The organism is Bradyrhizobium sp. HKCCYLRH3061 (assembly GCF_051168015.1).
Lineage (GTDB): Bacteria > Pseudomonadota > Alphaproteobacteria > Rhizobiales > Xanthobacteraceae > Bradyrhizobium.
The window spans coordinates 98,291-114,892 of the sequence record NZ_JBNPUE010000008.1; the positions used below are offsets into that span (position 1 = coordinate 98,291).

General features: G+C 66.0%; 13 protein-coding genes. 4 read left to right on the forward strand and 9 right to left on the reverse strand.

Translation table 11 applies throughout. The features are described 5' to 3' along the window. Positions 1–219: 219 nt before the first annotated feature. From ACQR2C_RS15345 to dusB, 5 genes are all read right to left on the reverse strand, one after another. Entirely contained in the window at positions 220–1,590 is a 1,371-nt protein-coding gene (locus ACQR2C_RS15345) for a sigma-54-dependent transcriptional regulator (RefSeq protein ID WP_315799946.1), read from the reverse strand. Between the two features lie 17 nt (positions 1,591–1,607). Then, the gene (locus ACQR2C_RS15350; RefSeq protein WP_316236467.1) at positions 1,608–3,953 is read right to left on the reverse strand and encodes a sensor histidine kinase NtrY-like; all 2,346 of its coding nucleotides are present in this window, start codon (positions 3,951–3,953) and stop codon (positions 1,608–1,610) included. Between the two features lie 175 nt (positions 3,954–4,128). After that, positions 4,129–5,571 (reverse strand): nitrogen regulation protein NR(I), encoded by a 1,443-nt coding sequence (gene ntrC / locus ACQR2C_RS15355; protein ID WP_315799944.1) that lies wholly within the window; start codon positions 5,569–5,571, stop codon positions 4,129–4,131. A gap of 8 nt (positions 5,572–5,579) precedes the next feature. Beyond that, positions 5,580–6,755 carry a two-component system sensor histidine kinase NtrB gene (locus ACQR2C_RS15360; RefSeq protein ID WP_434846850.1) on the reverse strand — a complete coding sequence of 392 codons (1,176 nt, stop codon included), beginning with the start codon at positions 6,753–6,755 and terminating at the stop codon, positions 5,580–5,582. Next, positions 6,752–7,705, reverse strand: coding sequence for a tRNA dihydrouridine synthase DusB (gene dusB / locus ACQR2C_RS15365; protein ID WP_434881594.1), 954 nt, complete (start codon positions 7,703–7,705; stop codon positions 6,752–6,754). Before dusB ends, ACQR2C_RS15360 begins: the two co-directional genes overlap by 4 nt. Before the next feature lie 449 nt (positions 7,706–8,154). Here dusB and ACQR2C_RS15370 point away from each other — a divergent pair, with 449 nt between their 5' ends. Together ACQR2C_RS15370 and ACQR2C_RS15375 are read left to right on the forward strand one after the other, a co-directional pair. Further along, the gene (locus tag ACQR2C_RS15370) at positions 8,155–9,336 is read left to right on the forward strand and encodes a bifunctional 2-C-methyl-D-erythritol 4-phosphate cytidylyltransferase/2-C-methyl-D-erythritol 2,4-cyclodiphosphate synthase (RefSeq protein WP_434881544.1); all 1,182 of its coding nucleotides are present in this window, start codon (positions 8,155–8,157) and stop codon (positions 9,334–9,336) included. A 66-nt stretch (positions 9,337–9,402) separates the two neighbouring features. Continuing rightward, complete coding sequence (locus tag ACQR2C_RS15375) at positions 9,403–10,017, forward strand: CinA family protein (RefSeq protein WP_434881545.1); 615 nt, start codon at positions 9,403–9,405, stop codon at positions 10,015–10,017. A gap of 765 nt (positions 10,018–10,782) precedes the next feature. On the opposite strand, the gene ACQR2C_RS15380 is transcribed toward ACQR2C_RS15375, so the two are convergent. Next, the gene (locus ACQR2C_RS15380; RefSeq protein ID WP_316178700.1) at positions 10,783–11,130 is read right to left on the reverse strand and encodes a DUF1127 domain-containing protein; all 348 of its coding nucleotides are present in this window, start codon (positions 11,128–11,130) and stop codon (positions 10,783–10,785) included. 247 nt (positions 11,131–11,377) lie between these two features. After that, positions 11,378–11,935, reverse strand: a complete 558-nt coding sequence (locus tag ACQR2C_RS15385) for an HD domain-containing protein (protein ID WP_434881546.1) — start codon at positions 11,933–11,935, stop codon at positions 11,378–11,380. Between the two features lie 800 nt (positions 11,936–12,735). Here ACQR2C_RS15385 and ACQR2C_RS15390 point away from each other — a divergent pair. Beyond that, complete coding sequence (locus tag ACQR2C_RS15390) at positions 12,736–13,998, forward strand: methyl-accepting chemotaxis protein (protein WP_315799938.1); 1,263 nt, start codon at positions 12,736–12,738, stop codon at positions 13,996–13,998. Positions 13,999–14,349: 351 nt separating this feature from the next. Here ACQR2C_RS15390 and ACQR2C_RS15395 read toward each other — a convergent pair whose 3' ends face one another. Next, a complete protein-coding gene (locus tag ACQR2C_RS15395; protein WP_316215834.1) occupies positions 14,350–14,823 on the reverse strand; it encodes a type II toxin-antitoxin system RatA family toxin in 474 nt (157 codons plus the stop codon). A gap of 10 nt (positions 14,824–14,833) precedes the next feature. Beyond that, positions 14,834–15,793, reverse strand: a complete 960-nt coding sequence (gene lipA / locus ACQR2C_RS15400; protein ID WP_434872816.1) for a lipoyl synthase — start codon at positions 15,791–15,793, stop codon at positions 14,834–14,836. Positions 15,794–15,928: 135 nt separating this feature from the next. Between lipA and ACQR2C_RS15405 the strand changes: the two genes are divergently transcribed. Beyond that, positions 15,929–16,567 (forward strand): DNA-3-methyladenine glycosylase, encoded by a 639-nt coding sequence (locus ACQR2C_RS15405; protein WP_434872817.1) that lies wholly within the window; start codon positions 15,929–15,931, stop codon positions 16,565–16,567. The last annotated feature ends 35 nt before the right edge of the window (positions 16,568–16,602 follow it).

Genomic DNA, 16,602 nt, shown 5'->3' on the forward strand with positions numbered 1-16,602 from the left:
GATCGCAGGCCCCGGATTCATCGAGGTGACCCATGGTCCATTGAGATCCCCCTCGAGGGACCACGGGATGCCGGATTAGAAGACAGGCGAGCATATTAGGCAAGCCGCTTGCAGGGAAGCCGGTTCCAAAAGACCCGGATTCATCCGTAAAATTCCGGAACTGACCGAATTTTCCAATGTAAATTCGTCCAGTCGGCAAGTTTGGCCGAGCCGAAGGCCTCAGCCGACGCCGAGCGCCTTCAGCTTGCGATGCAGGGCGGACCGCTCCATGCCCACGAACTCGGCGGTGCGCGAGATGTTGCCGGAGAAGCGGCTGATCTGGGCGATCAGATAGTCGCGCTCGAACACCTCGCGCGCCTCGCGCAGCGGCAGTCCCATGATGTGCTCGCCATTGTTGCTGGTCGGCATCGCCGGCACCATCGATCCCACATCCGGCGGCAGCATGTCCGCGGTGATGATCACCTCCGGTCCACCGGCGGCCAGAATCATCACGCGCTCGACATTGTTGCGGAGCTGACGGACGTTGCCGGGCCACACATGCGACTGCAGCACGGCCATGGCGTCCTGCCCGATCTGCCGCTTCGGCAGGCCGGTCGTGACCGAGATCTGGTCCATGAAATAGTCGATCAGCTCGGGAATGTCCTCGCGGCGCTCCGACAGCGGCGGAACCCGGATCGGCACCACCGACAGACGGTGATACAGATCCTCGCGGAAACGGCCGGCGGCAATCTCCTCCTCGAGATTCCGAGCGGTCGAGGAGATGATGCGCACGTCGACGTGCACCTTGGTGGTGCCGCCGGCGCGCTGAAACGTCTGGTCGACCAGCACGCGCAGGATCTTGTTCTGCGTTTCGCGTGGCATGTCGGCGATCTCGTCGACGAACAGCGTGCCACCGTGGGCCTCCTCGAGCGCGCCGGTCTTGCGCGCCTGCTCGCCATTGGACTGCTCGATGCCGAACAGCTCCTCCTCCATCCGCTCCGGCGTGATCGCGGCGGCGTTGATGACGACGAACGGGCCTTCGGAGCGCGGCGACTGCGCGTGCAGCGACCGCGCGGCGAGCTCCTTGCCCGAGCCGGGAGGGCCGACGATCAGGATCCGGCTGTTGGCCTTGGCGGCGCGCTCGATGGTCTGGCGCAGCTGGTTCATCGATGGCGAGCGACCGGTCATGGTGCTCGCGGTCGGCGCCAGCTGCTTCAGCTCGCGCACCTCGCGCTTGAGCCGCGAATTCTCCAACGCACGCGTCGCGACCAGAATCAGGCGGTCGGACTTGAACGGCTTCTCGATGAAGTCATAGGCGCCGCGCTTGATCGCGGCGACCGCCGTTTCGATGTTGCCGTGGCCGGAGATCATCACCACCGGCAGGTCGGGATGGTCCTTCTTGATCTGCTCGAGCAGCTGCAGACCGTCCAGCTTGGAGCCTTGCAGCCAGATGTCCAGGAACACCAGGTTGGGACGGCGGCTCGTGATCTCCGCGAGCGCCGAATCGCTGTCGCGCGCGGTTCGCGTCGTGAAGCCTTCGTCGTCCAGGATGCCGGCGACCAGCTCCCGGATATCGGCTTCATCGTCGACAATCAGAATATCACTCGCCATGGGTCACGCCTGTCTCGTCAGCTGCCGGTTGCGGCTTGGATTTTTGGTTCATCATTGGTCGTTTGAACCGTGTCGGCGGTTTCGCCGCCGGCCTCGGTCTTCTGCGCATTGTCAGACGCCGCCGCCTGCTCCTTCGCGCCCGTCTTGGCGGCCTGGCCGGAGACGGCAAAGCGCAGCCGCATCCAGGCGCCACGCTGGCCGGGACGAAAATCGGATGCGTCCTTCAGCTCGAGCTTGCCGCCATGGTCTTCCAGCACGCGGCCGACGATCGCGAGCCCGAGGCCGGTGCCCTTGGCGCGCGTCGTGACGTAGGGCTCGAGCAGCCGCTGCCGCGCCACCTTCGGCAGGCCGATGCCGTTGTCGATGACGTCGATCAGCACGTCCTCACCCTCGCGCGAGGCGACGACATCGATTCGGCCCTTGCCGAGCTCCGCCTCCGGCACCACCTCGATCGCCTCGGTGGCGTTCTTGATGATGTTGGTCAGCGCCTGCGAGATCAGGCGGCGATCGAACTGCGCGCGCAAGGGGTCCTGCTTGATCTCGGTCTCGATGTCGATCTCGGGATGCGCGACCTTCATCAGGAACACGGCCTGCCGCACGGTGTCGGCGACGTCCTCGCCTTCCATCACCGGCTTCGGCATCCGCGCGAACCGCGAGAACTCGTCGACCATTCGCCTGATGTCGTCGACCTGCCGCACGATCGTCTCGGTACATTGCTCAAATACCGCCTTGTCCTCGGTGATGACCTTGCCGAATTTGCGGCGGATGCGTTCAGCCGAGAGTTGAATCGGCGTCAGCGGATTCTTGATCTCGTGTGCGATGCGGCGCGCGACGTCGCCCCACGCCGAGGTGCGCTGCGCCGACACCAGCTCGGTGATGTCGTCGAGCGTGATGATGTAGCTGTCGCGCGCCTGGTTGGTCTGCTCGGCGGTGACGCGCACCGACAGATTGCGCTCATGGCCGTCGCGCTGGATCGTGATCTGGCCCTGCACCAGCCGCTGCTTGCCCTCGCGCGCGGTCTTCATCATGTCGTCGAGCTCGGGCAGCACGTCGGAGAGCGGATGATCGAGCACCTCCTGTTCGGCATGTCCGATCAGCTTCTCGGCCGAGCGGTTGAGGATGCCGACGCTGCCGGAGGCATCGACGCCGATGATGCCGGCGGAGGCCGACGACAGCACCGCCTCGATGAAGCGGCGCCGGCTGTCGATCAAATCGCTGGCGCTGACCAGCTCGTCGCGCTGCGTGCGCAGCTCCTGCGTCATCTTGTTGAAGGTCTGGCCGAGCTGCGCGAGATCGCCCTCCGAGCGATGCACCGGGACCTGGACGTTGAGATCACCGGTCGACACGGTGTTGGCGGCATTCATCAGTTGCCGGATCGGCGCCACCAGCCAGTTGGCGAAGTTCAGCCCGATCAGCACCGAGGCCATCAGGATGGTCAGCGCGATCACCGCGAACATCAGCGCGAAGGCGATCTGGATGCCGAAGCGCCGCGCCTCGACCTGGGCATATTCGGCGACCGACAGCTCGGTCTGCTTGAGCTGCTCGACGACCTGCGGATCGAGCGGACGCGCGACGTAGAGGAAGGTGTCGTTGAACGCGCGCAGCCGGATCACCGCAGCGACGTAGTTCGACTCCGGCAGCACCGCGATCTCGGGTTCCTCCTCCCGGACATTGTTCAGGAAGTCGGGTGCCGGCGGCGAATAGGCCAGTTGCACCCCGCCGGACTCGGCCCAGACGATCGGATTGGTGTTCTTGTCGATGATCATCGCGCCCGGCAGATTGCGCGAGGCGGCGCTGGTGGTCAGCAGATCGCGGAAGCTGGCGCGATCCTGATCGAACAGCGGCCGCGCACGGGCGATGTCATTGGCCATGCCGATGATGTCGCCGCGGATGAACTGCGCGTGCTCCTGCATGTAGGCGCGCGCGATGGTCAGCGAGTTCTGGATCGCGACCTTGGCCGGTCCGGAGAACAGCCGGTCGAGGCCGCGATCGATGGTGACGTTGGCGGCCACCGCGACCAGCACCGCCGGCAGCACCGCGATCACCGAGAACAGGCTGACGATCTGGACGTGCAGCCGCGCCGCCGCCCGGCCGCGCCGGCGGGCCTGCACCACCTGCCAGACCTCGCGGATGATGATCCCGACCAGGACCAGGATCGTTCCGGCGTCGATCAGATAGAAGGTCTTGACCACGTCCGTCGTCGGCTCGACCGGGGTCAGCCCGACCAGCACGATGAAGGTGAGGAAGGCCGACAGCAGCGCGAGCGCGACCGCGACCGGCGCGAGCCAGGTGCGCCAAGTCCAGCGTCGGCGGTCGGCGGACGAGGAATCGAAGGGGGTGGCCGAGGTCTCTGCGCTGGTCATTCCGGCAAGGTGGGTGATGCTGAACGCGGCACGTCCGGGAATCGGACTGATGCATTCCTACCACGCTGTTGCCAAATTGCGACAAATCCGCGGCGCGGAAGCGCGACGCGGATTTGTCTACAATAATTCTCACCTGAGGCGGGCTTGAGCCAGCCGCGAAGGTATCAAATCACCGTCACCCGCCGCTGCGGTACACTTGGATGTCGAGGTCGCGAATCTTCTTCCGCAGCGTGTTGCGGTTGAGACCGAGCAGATCGGCGGCGCGGATCTGGTTGCCGCGCGTCGCTGCGAGCGCTGCCGTCAGCAGCGGAATCTCGATCTCCTTGAGAATGCGGTGGTACAGCCCCGGCGGCGGCACGCCGTTCGGAAATCCCTGGAAGTGCGAGGACAGATAGGCCTCCACGGCACCACCCAGATTGTCGATCGAGGTGGGCGCGTTGGAGCCGGTGGTCACCGCGGGCGGGGCCAGCTCGCCGTCGATGACCGAGGCGGTGATGACGTCCTGCGGATACAGCGCCGCCAGGCGCCGCGCGAGGTTCTCCAGCTCGCGGACGTTGCCCGGCCAGCGGTGCTGCTTGAGCCGCTCCAACGCGGCGGCATCGAGCTTCTTCGGCGGCAGCCCGTCCTTCTCGGCCAGCGCGAAGAAGTGCCGGACCAGATCCGGCAGGTCCTCAATGCGCTCGCGCAATGGCGGCAGCCGCAGCGGCACGACGTTGAGGCGGAAGAACAGGTCTTCCCGGAACAGCCCCTGCTGGATCAGGATGCGCAGGTCCTTGTTGGAGGCTGCGACGATGCGCACGTCGGTCTTGATCGGGGTGCGGCCGCCGACGGTGGTGTACTCGCCCTGCTGCAGCACGCGCAAAAGCCGCGTCTGGGCCTCCATCGGCATGTCGCCGATTTCGTCGAGGAACAAGGTGCCGCCCTCGGCCTGCTCGAAGCGGCCCGAGGCGCGGGTGTTGGCGCCGGTGAAGGCGCCGCGCTCATGGCCGAACAACTCGGACTCGATGAGGTCGCGCGGGATCGCCGCCATGTTGACCGCGACGAACGGGCCGTTGCGGCGCTTGCCGTAGTCGTGCAGCGCGCGCGCCACCAGCTCCTTGCCGGTGCCGCTCTCGCCAGAGATCATCACGGTCAGATCGGTCTGCATCAGCCGCGCCAGCACGCGGTAGATGTCCTGCATTGCCGGCGAGCGGCCGACCAGCGGGATCGATTCGAACTCGCCGTCGTCGGGCTGGCTCGCCGCCCGCTCCTTCGGCTCGGCCAGGGCGCGGCCGACGATCGCGATCAGCTCCTTCAGGTCGAACGGCTTCGGCAGATACTCATAGGCGCCGCGCTCCGAGGCCTTGATCGCGGTCATGAAGGTGTTCTGCGCGCTCATCACGATGACCGGCAGGTTCGGCCGCATCTTCTTGATGCGCGGCAAGAGGTCGAACGCGTTCTCGTCCGGCATCACCACGTCGGTGATGACGAGATCGCCCTCGCCCTGGCTCACCCAGCGCCACAAGGTGGCGGCGTTGCCGGTCAGCCGCACCTCATAGCCGGCGCGTGACAGCGCCTGGTTCAGGACCGTGCGGATGGCCGTATCGTCATCGGCAACGAGAATGCTACCTGCAGGCATGGTGGTCCTCAATTTGATCCCTGTGAGGCATGCAACGGCGTCCCCGAAACGTCATCGCGATTGCTTTGGTCTGGTTGTTTGGTTGCGCTGTACATCGGCATCAGCACCCGGAAGGTCGTCTTGCGCGGCTGCGACTCGCACTCGATGATCCCGCCATGGTCGCCGACGATCTTCGCGACCAATGCAAGTCCGAGGCCGCTTCCGGTCGGCTTGGTGGTCACGAACGGATCGAACAGATTGGGCATCAGGTCTTCCGGCACACCGGGGCCGTTGTCCCTGACGCAGAACTCGAGCGGCAGCGAGACCCGCGATTTCTTGCCGGGCACCGACAGCCGCACGCCCGGGCGGAACGCGGTGGTGAGCTGGATCTCGGCGTCAGCACCGAGGTCGACGACCGCCTCGGCGGCATTCTTGACCAGGTTGAGAAAGACCTGGATCAACTGGTCCTGGTTGGCGAGCACCGGCGGCAGCGACGGATCGTAATCCTCGACGAAGCGGATGTTGCGGGCAAAGCCGGATTGCGCCAGCCGCTTCACGTGGTCGAGCACGGAGTGGATGTTCACCGGCCCGCGCGCCACCGGGCGGTCGTCGCCGAACACCTCCATGCGGTCGACCAAAGTCACGATGCGGTCGGCCTCGTCGCAGATCAGCCGGGTCAGCATGCGGTCCTCCGAGGAGGCCTGCTGCTCCAGGAGCTGCGCGGCGCCGCGGATGCCCGACAGCGGATTCTTGATCTCGTGCGCCAGCATCGCGGCCAGCGCGATCACCGAGCGCGCGGCGCTGCGATGGGTAAGCTGGCGGTCCATCTTGTCGGCGATGGTGCGCTCCTGCAGCATCACCACGATGTGACCGGGCCGCTCCGGCAGCGGCGCGACGTGGAGGTCGACGAGGCGATCGGCGCCGGTGCGCGGCGTGCCCAGATCGACCTTGTACTCGTTGACCGGCGCGCTCGTGGTTCGGACCTGGTCGATCAGCGCCAGCAAGGGGCTGCCGAACGGCACCAGCTTCTTCAGCGATTGCCGCTGCAAAAACTGCGTCGAGGAATCGAAGAACGATTCCGCCGCCATGTTGGCGTCCATGATCATGCCGTCCGGGCCGATGACGAGAACCGGATTGGGCAACGCGTTGAGGATGGCATCGCCATCCGACGGAAGTCGCTTGCGCTGTTCTGCGGCTGAGCTCATGCGGCTGCACTCCAGGCAAAATCGTCGAAAGCGTCACGCAGCGCCCGATGCACCAAAGACGGCTGCTCGGACGTGAGGACACGGTCGCGCCAGGCCTTCAGTTTTTCGGCCGGCGCGCGGGCGTGCTCGGCGGCGACGTCGAGCCCCCAGCTGAGATGCTTGCGGGCGTGGCGCAGGCCGACACGCTCGCCGTAATGGCGGCAGATCTCGTCATAGAGCGCCGTGAGCAGTGCGAGCTGCTGCGCCAGCTCCGGCGCGCCCTCCTCCGCCCCGCCATTGAGCTGGCGGCCGATCTGACCGGGCAGCCAGGGGGCGCCTTGCGCGCCGCGCCCGATCATCACGGCATCCGCGCCGGAGGCGTCGAGCGCCTCGCGCGCGTCTTCGTAGGTGGTGATGTCGCCGTTGACGACGACCGGCAGATCGACGGCGTCCTTCACCGCGCGCACCGCGCTCCAGTCGGCCTCGCCCTTGTAGAACTGCTGCCGGGTGCGGCCATGGACCGTGATCAGCTGCACGCCCGCGGCCTGCGCGCGGCGCGCCAGCTCCGGCGCGTTCAGGCTGCGCTCGTCCCAGCCGAGCCGCATCTTCAGGGTCACGGGCACATCGACGGCCTCGACCGTCGCCTCGATCAAGGTCAGCGCATGATCGAGATCGCGCATCAGGGCCGAGCCGGACTGGCCGCCGGTGACATGCCGCGCCGGGCAGCCCATGTTGATGTCGATGATATCGGCGCCGCCGTCCTCGGCGACCCTGGCGCCCTCCGCCATCCAATGCGCCTGGCAGCCGGCGAGCTGCACGACATGTGGCCCGATGCCGCTGGCCTCGCAGCGCAACCGGGATATCCACCGCCCGCGCACGAGATCGTCGCTCGCGGTCATCTCGGACACCACCAGACCTGCGCCGAGCTCGGCCGCGAGTCGGCGGAACGGCGCGTCGGTGATGCCCGACATCGGCGCCAGAATGGCCCGGTTGGCGAGCGAAACGTCGCCTATCTTCAAGGCTTTGGCTGGTGGTTTGGCCGGACCGGTCACGAACGACTCTTAAAGCTCTTTGGACGCATCATCGCGTCTGCGCTGCACTCTCAAGCACAAATCTTGGGCAGTCAAGCGTCATGCCTACACTTTAGCCAAAACGATCAGTATTTCAAGTGCAGTGCAGCAAAATATGCTTGTTCGGCAGTCATGGTAAACCCTTGAGCCGCCGGATTTTTGCATGGCTCCACGGCGGTTCGCAGCAGCGGATCGGCCTTCAAGTGCCTCACGGCGCCTTACGAACGCGTCGCAGTCGCAGTCGCCGCTCAAGTCATGTGTGATCCTGCTCGCTTAACATCCTCTGCAGATGTAAGAAGCCGGCAAATCTCCTCACCCTGGTCTTTCATCAGCATCGATATCCTGTTCCCATGACGACTTCTCAGCGGACTGCAGCCATCCTCGTCGCGGCTGGACGCGGCCTGCGCGCCGGCGCCGGTGGTCCGAAGCAATACCGCACGATTGGCGGCCGTACCGTCATCCATCGCGCGCTCGCCGCCTTCGCCGATCATCCCGAGGTGGCGGTGGTCCAGCCGGTGGTGAATCCCGATGACATCGACATCTTCAATGCTGCCGTATCAGGCCTGCGCCACGAGGTCCCCGCACATGGTGGCGCAACGCGCCAGGCCTCGGTGCTGGCAGGCCTGGAAGCGCTGGCGCCGCACGAGCCCGACATCGTGCTGATCCACGATGCCGCGCGTCCGTTCGTCACGCCGGCCGTGATCTCGCGCGCGATTGTCGCGGCCGGCAAGACCGGTGCGGCGATTCCCGTCGTGCCGGTGACCGACACCATCAAGGAGGTCGGAACGGGCGGCGACATCACCGCGACGCCGGAGCGCGCGAAGCTGCGCATCGCGCAGACGCCACAGACCTTCAAGTTCGAGACGATCCTCGAGGCGCATCGCCGCGCCGCGCGCGAGGGCCTCACCGAGTTCACAGATGATGCGGCGATTGCGGAATGGGCGGGATTGACCGTCGCGACCTTTGAGGGCGATGTTGCCAACATGAAGCTCACCACACCGGAAGATTTCGTGCGCGAGGAAGCGCGCCTTGCCGCGCAGCTCGGCGACATCCGGACCGGCACCGGCTACGACGTGCACGCCTTCGGCGAAGGCGACCATGTCTGGCTGTGCGGCCTGCGTGTGCCGCATAGCAAGGGCTTCCTGGCCCACTCCGACGGCGACGTCGGTTTGCACGCTCTGGTTGATGCAATTTTGGGCGCCCTGGCCGATGGCGACATCGGCTCGCACTTCCCGCCCTCCGACATGAAGTGGAAGGGCGCCTCCTCCGACCAGTTTCTCAAATACGCCATCGAGCGCGTCACGGCGCGAGGCGGCCGCGTCGCCAATCTCGAGGTCACGATGATCTGCGAGCGGCCGAAGATCGGCCCGCTGCGTGACCAGATGCGCGCCCGCATCGCCGAGATCACCGGCGTCGACATCTCGCGCATCGCCGTGAAGGCCACCACCAGCGAGCGGCTCGGCTTCACCGGCCGCGAGGAAGGCATCGCCGCGACGGCGAGCGCGACGATCCGCCTGCCGTGGAACGCCTAGAGGCGCACCACCCTGTCACCGCTCATGGAGCTTTCGATCTGACGATCGGATGAGGACAACGCAGCCATGGCGAGCGAACGTCAAATCGGCTCTACCAGTGCGCTGGCCCGCTCGCTGCTCGATCTCTGCCGGTCGCGCAAGCTGATGATCGCGACCGCCGAGTCCTGCACCGGCGGCCTGGTCGCCGCGGCCCTGACCGACATCCCCGGCTCCTCTGATGTCATCGACCGCGGCTTCGTCACCTACTCCAACGAGGCCAAGCGCGCGATGCTCGGCGTCGAGGCTTCGACGCTTCAGACCTTCGGCGCCGTCTCCAAGGAGACCGCGATCCAGATGGCGGTCGGCGCACTCGAACGCGCCGACGTCGATCTCGCGGTGGCCATCACCGGCATCGCCGGCCCCGGCGGCGCCACCCCCGGCAAGCCGGTCGGCCTGGTCCATTTCGCCGTCGCCGCCCGCGACGGCCGCATCACCCATCGCGAACACCGCTTCGGCGCCATCGGCCGCAGCACGGTGCGGACACGGTCGGTGCTGGAGGCGTTGCGAATGCTGATGGAGCTGGCAAGGCCGCAAGTGCCGGCCAAGCCGAAGCGCGCGGCGGCGACGCGATTGCGCCCGCGCGCGGTACGGGCGCCAAGGCTGCATCCGGTGAAAAGGCCGCCACGCCGGCCGCCGACGTAATTGATCTCGATGCTTCTGCTCTCACCACACCGCGAGCGAATGGATGCAGTCTGAGATAAAGTGATAGATCTCATTCAAATGAACGTCCCGGCCTAATCATAATGAAAGAGCGCAGGACATCTGTCTCCGACCTGGTGGTCAACGATTTATTCCACGCAGCGTTTCCGAACGACGCTGTCCGCATTTGCATCGTGACATCGCTGGATGACAGCAGCCTGACGGCACGAGCGCTGACGACCCAGGAAGTATTCCGCTTCGACCGGAGCAGCGGTGTGAGCATCCCTCCTGAAGCCGATGGCGCCGTCTGCACGATCGACTCGGTCGCACCGCTTCCGGAGAGCATTTGCGACACGTTGCTCAGCTACGATCGACGCTGCCGCACGTCCGCGGATTCTGAGGCGGGTCGGTTGACGGCTGACGAGCGGCGGGCACTGCTCAACGCCAGACAATACTACGCGGCAAATCCAAGAACGGATCTGATCCGAACGTCACCCCTCCGAGCGCCACTTTGAGACTGAGCGGCGGATATAGTCGAGAGCATTTTCAAGCTCCCTCGCCGCCTCACCCTCAGTCGTCATCCCCGCGAAAGCGGGGATCCATAACCACAGCACGTCGTGTAGCGGCACGTCGGTGGCTCAGATCTCATTCCACCACACCTGCTGCGGAGTATGGATCCCGGGTCGGCGCCTCCACGGCGCCTTGCGCCGTTCCGGCTTGCCCGGGATGACAGTTGTGGGTGGGCCGACGCCTCGGTCCCAATAGTCTTCATGCCCGCCAGAACGGCCGACGGCACGACCGTCGCGCTTCGTCGCGCGTGAGGCCGTAGTCCTCCAGCACTTCGTCGGCGAGCCAGGGCAGCTCCCTGGCGAAGCTGCGCCGCTCGCGCCAGCGCGCCCACCAGAGCCGAAGCAGCGATTTTGATTCGGGCGCAACGCCGCCGCGCTCGGTAATTGACTGCGGCAAGTAGTAGACGTTTGCCCCAGGCTTCGGCGGAGCAGGACGTCGCGCCGAGTGATCGCGACCGCGCTCGAAGATCCGCGGCGCATGCGCGACACCACGCAATCCACGCGCCCCGATGGCGCTGACACTCTGCTCGTCGGTCGTGCTCGGCATGGCGGGCTCCCTTGAAAAGAAAGAACCTGCCGGCAATAAAAAAGCCGCCAGGTTCCTGGCGGCTGTTCGGATCAAAGACTGCACATCATCAGATTGCGCGTGATCCTCCCGCCGCCCGCAAGCTACGGTGCGTCCAACGACCAAAACGATGGGTGGCGACGGTGATCATGGCTGGTCTATAGCTGATAGATCTGAAGTTGTCATCTGCCAATCCGGTGAAAGATCAGCGCCCGCGCTGTCCAAAGTGTCAGGACGGAAAAGCGCCCACCGTCTGCGCTAGCTGCCGCGCCAACGATCCCGGCAACGCCTGATCGAAGATGCTGCTCAGCGTGCGGTAGTACCAGATCGTCCCATCCTTTCCGCCGGTGAAGCGCTGCCACACCGCGTCGCCGACCTCATCAAGATCGCGCGCGATCGCCTCGGCATTGTCGACCTTGTCGGCGAGCGACACCAGCAGCGATGACGCCGGCTTGAGCGGCAGCTTGGCGAGATAGGCTTCCTTCCGCGGGCGCCATGCAGGCTTCGGATCGCTCCAGGAGTCCGTGCAGTCCGCGACGATCTCGGCGACGCCATCGCCGAACCGCCGCTGGATCTCGTCCAGCGTGGCCTGACCGCCCTGGTCCTCGGCGGCGTCATGCAGCAGGCCGGCAATGGCCTGGACCTCGCTGCCGCCCGCCGACAGCACGCGACTGGAGACACTCAGCAGATGCGCGATGTAGGGCACCATGCTGCCCTTGCGCAATTGGGTCCGGTGCAACTCCGCCGCATAGACCAGCGCGTCGTCGTAGAGATGAGAGAGTGACATCAGCCTGCTTTCTTCTTCAGATTGTCCCTTGAGCATCATGATAGCTGACCCGTCGGGCAAATCAGCCCTCTTGCGGGTTTGCGCCCGGCGGGTTGCCTAGTCCCTTCCAACCGCCGAAGGCGCATCCAAGCCATGCGCCACGCGACGAATTTCTTGAGGGCTTTCAACGTCCGACTCACTGTCCAGTCCTCACCGTGAAAATAATCTTCTTTCGCTTTTCCGGAATCCGTGTTTCCCTCCGCTCATCCCGCCTCGACACGAGGGGCGTTTCGCGATCGTCACGACACGCGAGGTGGGGAGGCGATGGCCGCTGATTGCCGCAGCGCGTCTTGGACGTGCGGACGAACGGCTCCTGGCGGACGTGAAGTCGCAGCGTCCTGACACCCCGAAGCTGGTGTCACGCCGGTGGAGATGATGATCCGCCGGTCACGGGGGCAAGACAGCCGGTCCCCGGGGAGACTGCGTATAAGCGTGAAGACCGTCGCGCGGGGAATGCCGGGATGTCTCGGCTGCACCTGTGGTACCTGCCGCCTGCATTTTTTTCCGCAGGCGGGCCATGGGGGCGGCGAGCTCCCGGCATTCCCTGCGCCCTCGTGATTTCAGAGGGGCCATCGACAGGCACAGCCCGGGCGCGATTGCGCCGCTGAGGATGCGGCTGCTCGTCCGCTCGATGCCGTCCCTCACCGTCCGGATCGCGATCGCCGACGATTATCGCACGCGCCGCCACGGCCTAAAGGTTTTGGTTAATTTTGTCCTGCTACGTCTCGCGCATTCTTCTCTGACAGTGGATTCGGGACCCCATGGCTTTCTTCTCCGGCAAGTCGGCTGATCGCACGCATAACCTGTTGATGACGGAGCTGTTCGAACGCCATCGCGACGCCATCCTGGTGATGTCCGACGGCAAGATCATCGCCTGCAACGAGACCGCGGTCCGCTTCGGCGGCTTCCGCAGCAAGCAGGACCTGCTGTCGCGCTCGCCGGCGACCATGGCGCCGGAGTTCCAGCCCAGTGGCAAGCGCTCCGCCGACGTCGTGAAGGAGATGGATGCCAAAGCCAGACGCGAGGGCCACGCGACGTTCGAGTGGACCACCAAGCGCGCCGACGGCAGCCCGGCGCTGGTGCAGATCACGCTGGTGCCGACCCAGGTCGAGGGCCAGACCTATGTCATCAGCTTCCGCCGCGATCTCTCCGACCTCATTGCCGCGCGCGAGGAGAAGAAGCGCGCGCTCGACCGGATCGCCAAGGATTTCGAGACCTCGGTCGGCGCCATCGCCAATGCGATCTCCGGCGCCTCGCGCGAGGTCGAGACCACGGCCGCCTCGCTGACCACGACCGCGGATCAGGCCGCGCAGCGCGTGGCGCTGGTGGCGTCGGCGTCCAACTCCGCCTCCTCCAACGTGCAGTCGGTGGCCGGCGCCACCGAGGAGCTCTCGACCTCGGTCAGCGAGATCAACCGCCAGGTTGCGACCTCCTCGACCATCGCCGCCGAGGCCGTCGAGGCGTCCTCGCGCACCAACGACCTCGTCAACAGCCTCGCGGACGCTGCGGCCAAGATCGGCGCCGTCACCGACATGATCAACGCGATCGCGAGCCAGACCAACCTGCTGGCGCTGAACGCCACCATCGAGGCCGCCCGCGCCGGCGATGCCGGCCGCGGCTTCGCCGTGGTCGCCTCGGAGGTGAAGAGCCTGTCGAGCCAGACCGCGAAAGCGACCGACGAGATCAGCGCCCACATCAGCGCGATGCAGCGCGCCACCAGCGATACGGTGGCGGCGATCCAGGGCATCGGCGGCACCATCGGCCAGATCAGCGAGATCGCCAAGACCATCGCGACCGCGGTCGACCAGCAGGGCCACGCCACGCAGGAAATCGCGCGCTCGGTCAGCCAGGCCGCCAGCGGCACCCGCGAGGTCGCCACCAACATCGGCTCCGTCAGCCAGACGGTGGAATCGGCCGGCGGCGCCGCGCGGCAGATGCTGGGTGCAGCCGGCCAGCTCGCCAAGCATGCCGACGAGCTGCGCGGCAAGGTGAAGGACTTTTTGACCGCCGTGCAGGCGGCGTAGGTTCGATCGCAGCAGTTGACGCCGGCGATCAGGACGGCTCCGCGACCATGTCGCGGAGCAGCTGTTTGAAGACGTGGATAGGAAGGAACTTGCACGCTGCCGTCTCTGCGGTGAGAGGCACGCGGCCAACCGCGCCCTCCGCTGTCGTCCCGGGCAAGCCGGAGCGGCGCGGAGCGCCGTGGAGGCGCCGACCCGGGACCCATACCCCGCAGCAGATGTGGTGAAACGAGATCGGAGTGGCGCGCGTGCGGCCACACGGCCCTCTGTGGCTATGGGTCCCCGCGTTCGCGGGGACGACAGCGGAGAGTGGAGCGCCGTCAGTGGTTGATCATTGGCGTGATCAAAAAAGCGCTATGTCGACGACACCGCTGGCTTGCGGCCGTAGATCGCGTCGGCGCGCTTCTCGAACGCCGCCGACATGCGCGCGAAGATCGTGTCGAACATCGAGCCCATCAGCATCGCCAGCATGCGGCTCTTGAACTCGTAGGCGATGAAGAACGTCACCTCGCAGGCGCCCTGCTCTGTTGGCTCGAAGCTCCAGCGGTTCTCCAGGCTTGAGAACGGCCCGCTCACATATTCGACCAGGATCTTGCGGTTGGCGCGATCGAGCGTGACGCGGCTGGTGAAGGTCTCCTTGACCAGCTTGAACGAGACCGTCATGTCGGCGACGACGACCTCGGTGCCGTCAGGCTTCGGATTGCGCTGGCGCACCACCAGCTTCTCGCACAGCGGCACGAACTCCGGATAGCGCTCGACATCGGCGACGAGGTCGAACATCTGGTCGGCCGTGTGCGCGACGCGGCGCTTGTTGGAAAATCTCGGCATCTGGTCTCGATCAGCGCGCGAGCGCGTCGCGCGCGGCCTTCAGTCTGGCGAAATCCTCGCCGGCATGGTGCGAGGAGCGCGTGAGCGGGCTCGCCGACACCATCAGGAAGCCCTTGGTGTAGGCGACGGTCTCATAGCCGGAGAATTCCTCCGGCGTGACGAAGCGCATCACGGCGTGATGCTTCCTGGTCGGCTGCAGATACTGGCCGATGGTGAGGAAATCGACCTCGGCCGAACGCAGGTCGTCCATCACCTGCAGCACCTCGTGGCGCTCCTCGCCGAGGCCGACCATGATGCCGGACTTGGTGAAGATGGTGGGATCGATCTCCTTGACCCGCTGCAGCAGCCGGATCGAGTGGAAGTAGCGCGCGCCGGGGCGGACCGAGAGGTAGCGCGACGGCACGGTCTCGAGATTGTGGTTGAAGACGTCGGGCTTGGCCGCGACGACCTGCTCCAGCGCGCCGTCCTTGCGCAGGAAGTCGGGCGTCAGCACCTCGATCGTGGTGGTCGGGCATTTCGCGCGGATGGCGCGGATGGTCGCGGCGATATGGGCGGCGCCGCCGTCGGCGAGATCGTCGCGATCGACCGAGGTGACCACGACATGGGTCAGGCCGAGCTTGAAGGTCGCCTCCGCCACGTGCTCGGGCTCGCCGGCGTCGAGGGCGGCGGGAAGGCCGGTCTTGACGTTGCAGAAGGCGCAGGCCCGCGTGCAGGTGTCGCCCATGATCATGAAGGTGGCGTGCTTCTTGTCCCAGCACTCGCCGATGTTCGGGCAGCCGGCCTCCTCGCATACGGTGACGAGGCCGTTCTCGCGCACGATGTTGCGGGTGTCGGCATAGCCGCGGGTGGTCGGCGCCTTGACCCGGATCCAGGCCGGCTTGGCCGGCGAGACAGAGTCCGGACGGTTCACCTTCTCGGGGTGGCGGGGGCGCAGCGGCGTGTTCGCGTTGATGTCGACGATGGTGACCATGGGATTCGCACAAACCTCTGTTGCGCCCTAGCTATTCCGTGGCGCGGCGCACCGCAACCGGCTGGCCGAGGATACCAGGGCATGGCAGATATGGGCAGCGCGGAACAGCGCGCACCACGGCGGATTTCCTTGAGAATGGCGCAAAAACCGGCAAAAATCCCCGGGGTTTCACGGCTCCGGCGCAATGCGGCGGCCAAGCGGCTGACGCGGGCGTTCTTCGCCCGCGAGGTGCTTGCCGTGGCGCCGGAGCTGATCGGGGCGACGTTTCTGGTCGACGGCGTCGGCGGGATCATCGTCGAGGTCGAGGCGTATCACCACACCGATCCGGCGGCACATTCCTTCCGGGGACCGACACCGCGCAACCAGGTGATGTTCGGCCCGCCCGGCTTCGCCTATGTCTACCGCTCCTACGGCATTCACTGGTGCGTGAACTTCGTCTGCGAGGCCGAGGGCTCGGCGAGCGCTGTGCTGATCCGGGCGATGGAGCCGACGCTGGGGATTGGCGAGATGCAGCGGCGGCGCGGGCTGGAGGATGTCCGGATGCTGTGCTCCGGACCGGGCAAGCTGACCCAGGCGATGGGCATCACGATCGCGCATAACGCACTGCCGCTCGATGCTCCGCCGATCGAGCTGTTCGAGCGGACAGGCGATGTCGAGGTCGTCACAGGCATCCGCATCGGCATCACCAAGGCCGTCGAGCTGCCGTGGCGTTTCGGCCTGAAGGGCTCGCGGTTCCTGAGCAAGCCATTTCCGCCGTCATCGCGAGGAACGTAAGCGACGAAGCGATCCAGGGCTGCGCGTGAGACTCG

Bases quoted from the DNA above. Each gene is read 5' to 3' on its own strand.
- ACQR2C_RS15345 (WP_315799946.1), bottom strand. From the start codon at position 1,590: ATGGCGAGTGATATTCTGATTGTCGACGATGAAGCCGATATCCGGGAG.
- ACQR2C_RS15350 (WP_316236467.1), bottom strand. From the start codon at position 3,953: ATGACCAGCGCAGAGACCTCGGCCACCCCCTTCGATTCCTCGTCCGCC.
- ntrC (WP_315799944.1), bottom strand. From the start codon at position 5,571: ATGCCTGCAGGTAGCATTCTCGTTGCCGATGACGATACGGCCATCCGC.
- ACQR2C_RS15360 (WP_434846850.1), bottom strand. From the start codon at position 6,755: ATGAGCTCAGCCGCAGAACAGCGCAAGCGACTTCCGTCGGATGGCGAT.
- dusB (WP_434881594.1), bottom strand. From the start codon at position 7,705: ATGTCGGGCATCACCGACGCGCCGTTCCGCCGACTCGCGGCCGAGCTC.
- ACQR2C_RS15370 (WP_434881544.1), top strand. From the start codon at position 8,155: ATGACGACTTCTCAGCGGACTGCAGCCATCCTCGTCGCGGCTGGACGC.
- ACQR2C_RS15375 (WP_434881545.1), top strand. From the start codon at position 9,403: ATGGCGAGCGAACGTCAAATCGGCTCTACCAGTGCGCTGGCCCGCTCG.
- ACQR2C_RS15380 (WP_316178700.1), bottom strand. From the start codon at position 11,130: ATGCCGAGCACGACCGACGAGCAGAGTGTCAGCGCCATCGGGGCGCGT.
- ACQR2C_RS15385 (WP_434881546.1), bottom strand. From the start codon at position 11,935: ATGTCACTCTCTCATCTCTACGACGACGCGCTGGTCTATGCGGCGGAG.
- ACQR2C_RS15390 (WP_315799938.1), top strand. From the start codon at position 12,736: ATGGCTTTCTTCTCCGGCAAGTCGGCTGATCGCACGCATAACCTGTTG.
- ACQR2C_RS15395 (WP_316215834.1), bottom strand. From the start codon at position 14,823: ATGCCGAGATTTTCCAACAAGCGCCGCGTCGCGCACACGGCCGACCAG.
- lipA (WP_434872816.1), bottom strand. From the start codon at position 15,793: ATGGTCACCATCGTCGACATCAACGCGAACACGCCGCTGCGCCCCCGC.
- ACQR2C_RS15405 (WP_434872817.1), top strand. From the start codon at position 15,929: ATGGCGCAAAAACCGGCAAAAATCCCCGGGGTTTCACGGCTCCGGCGC.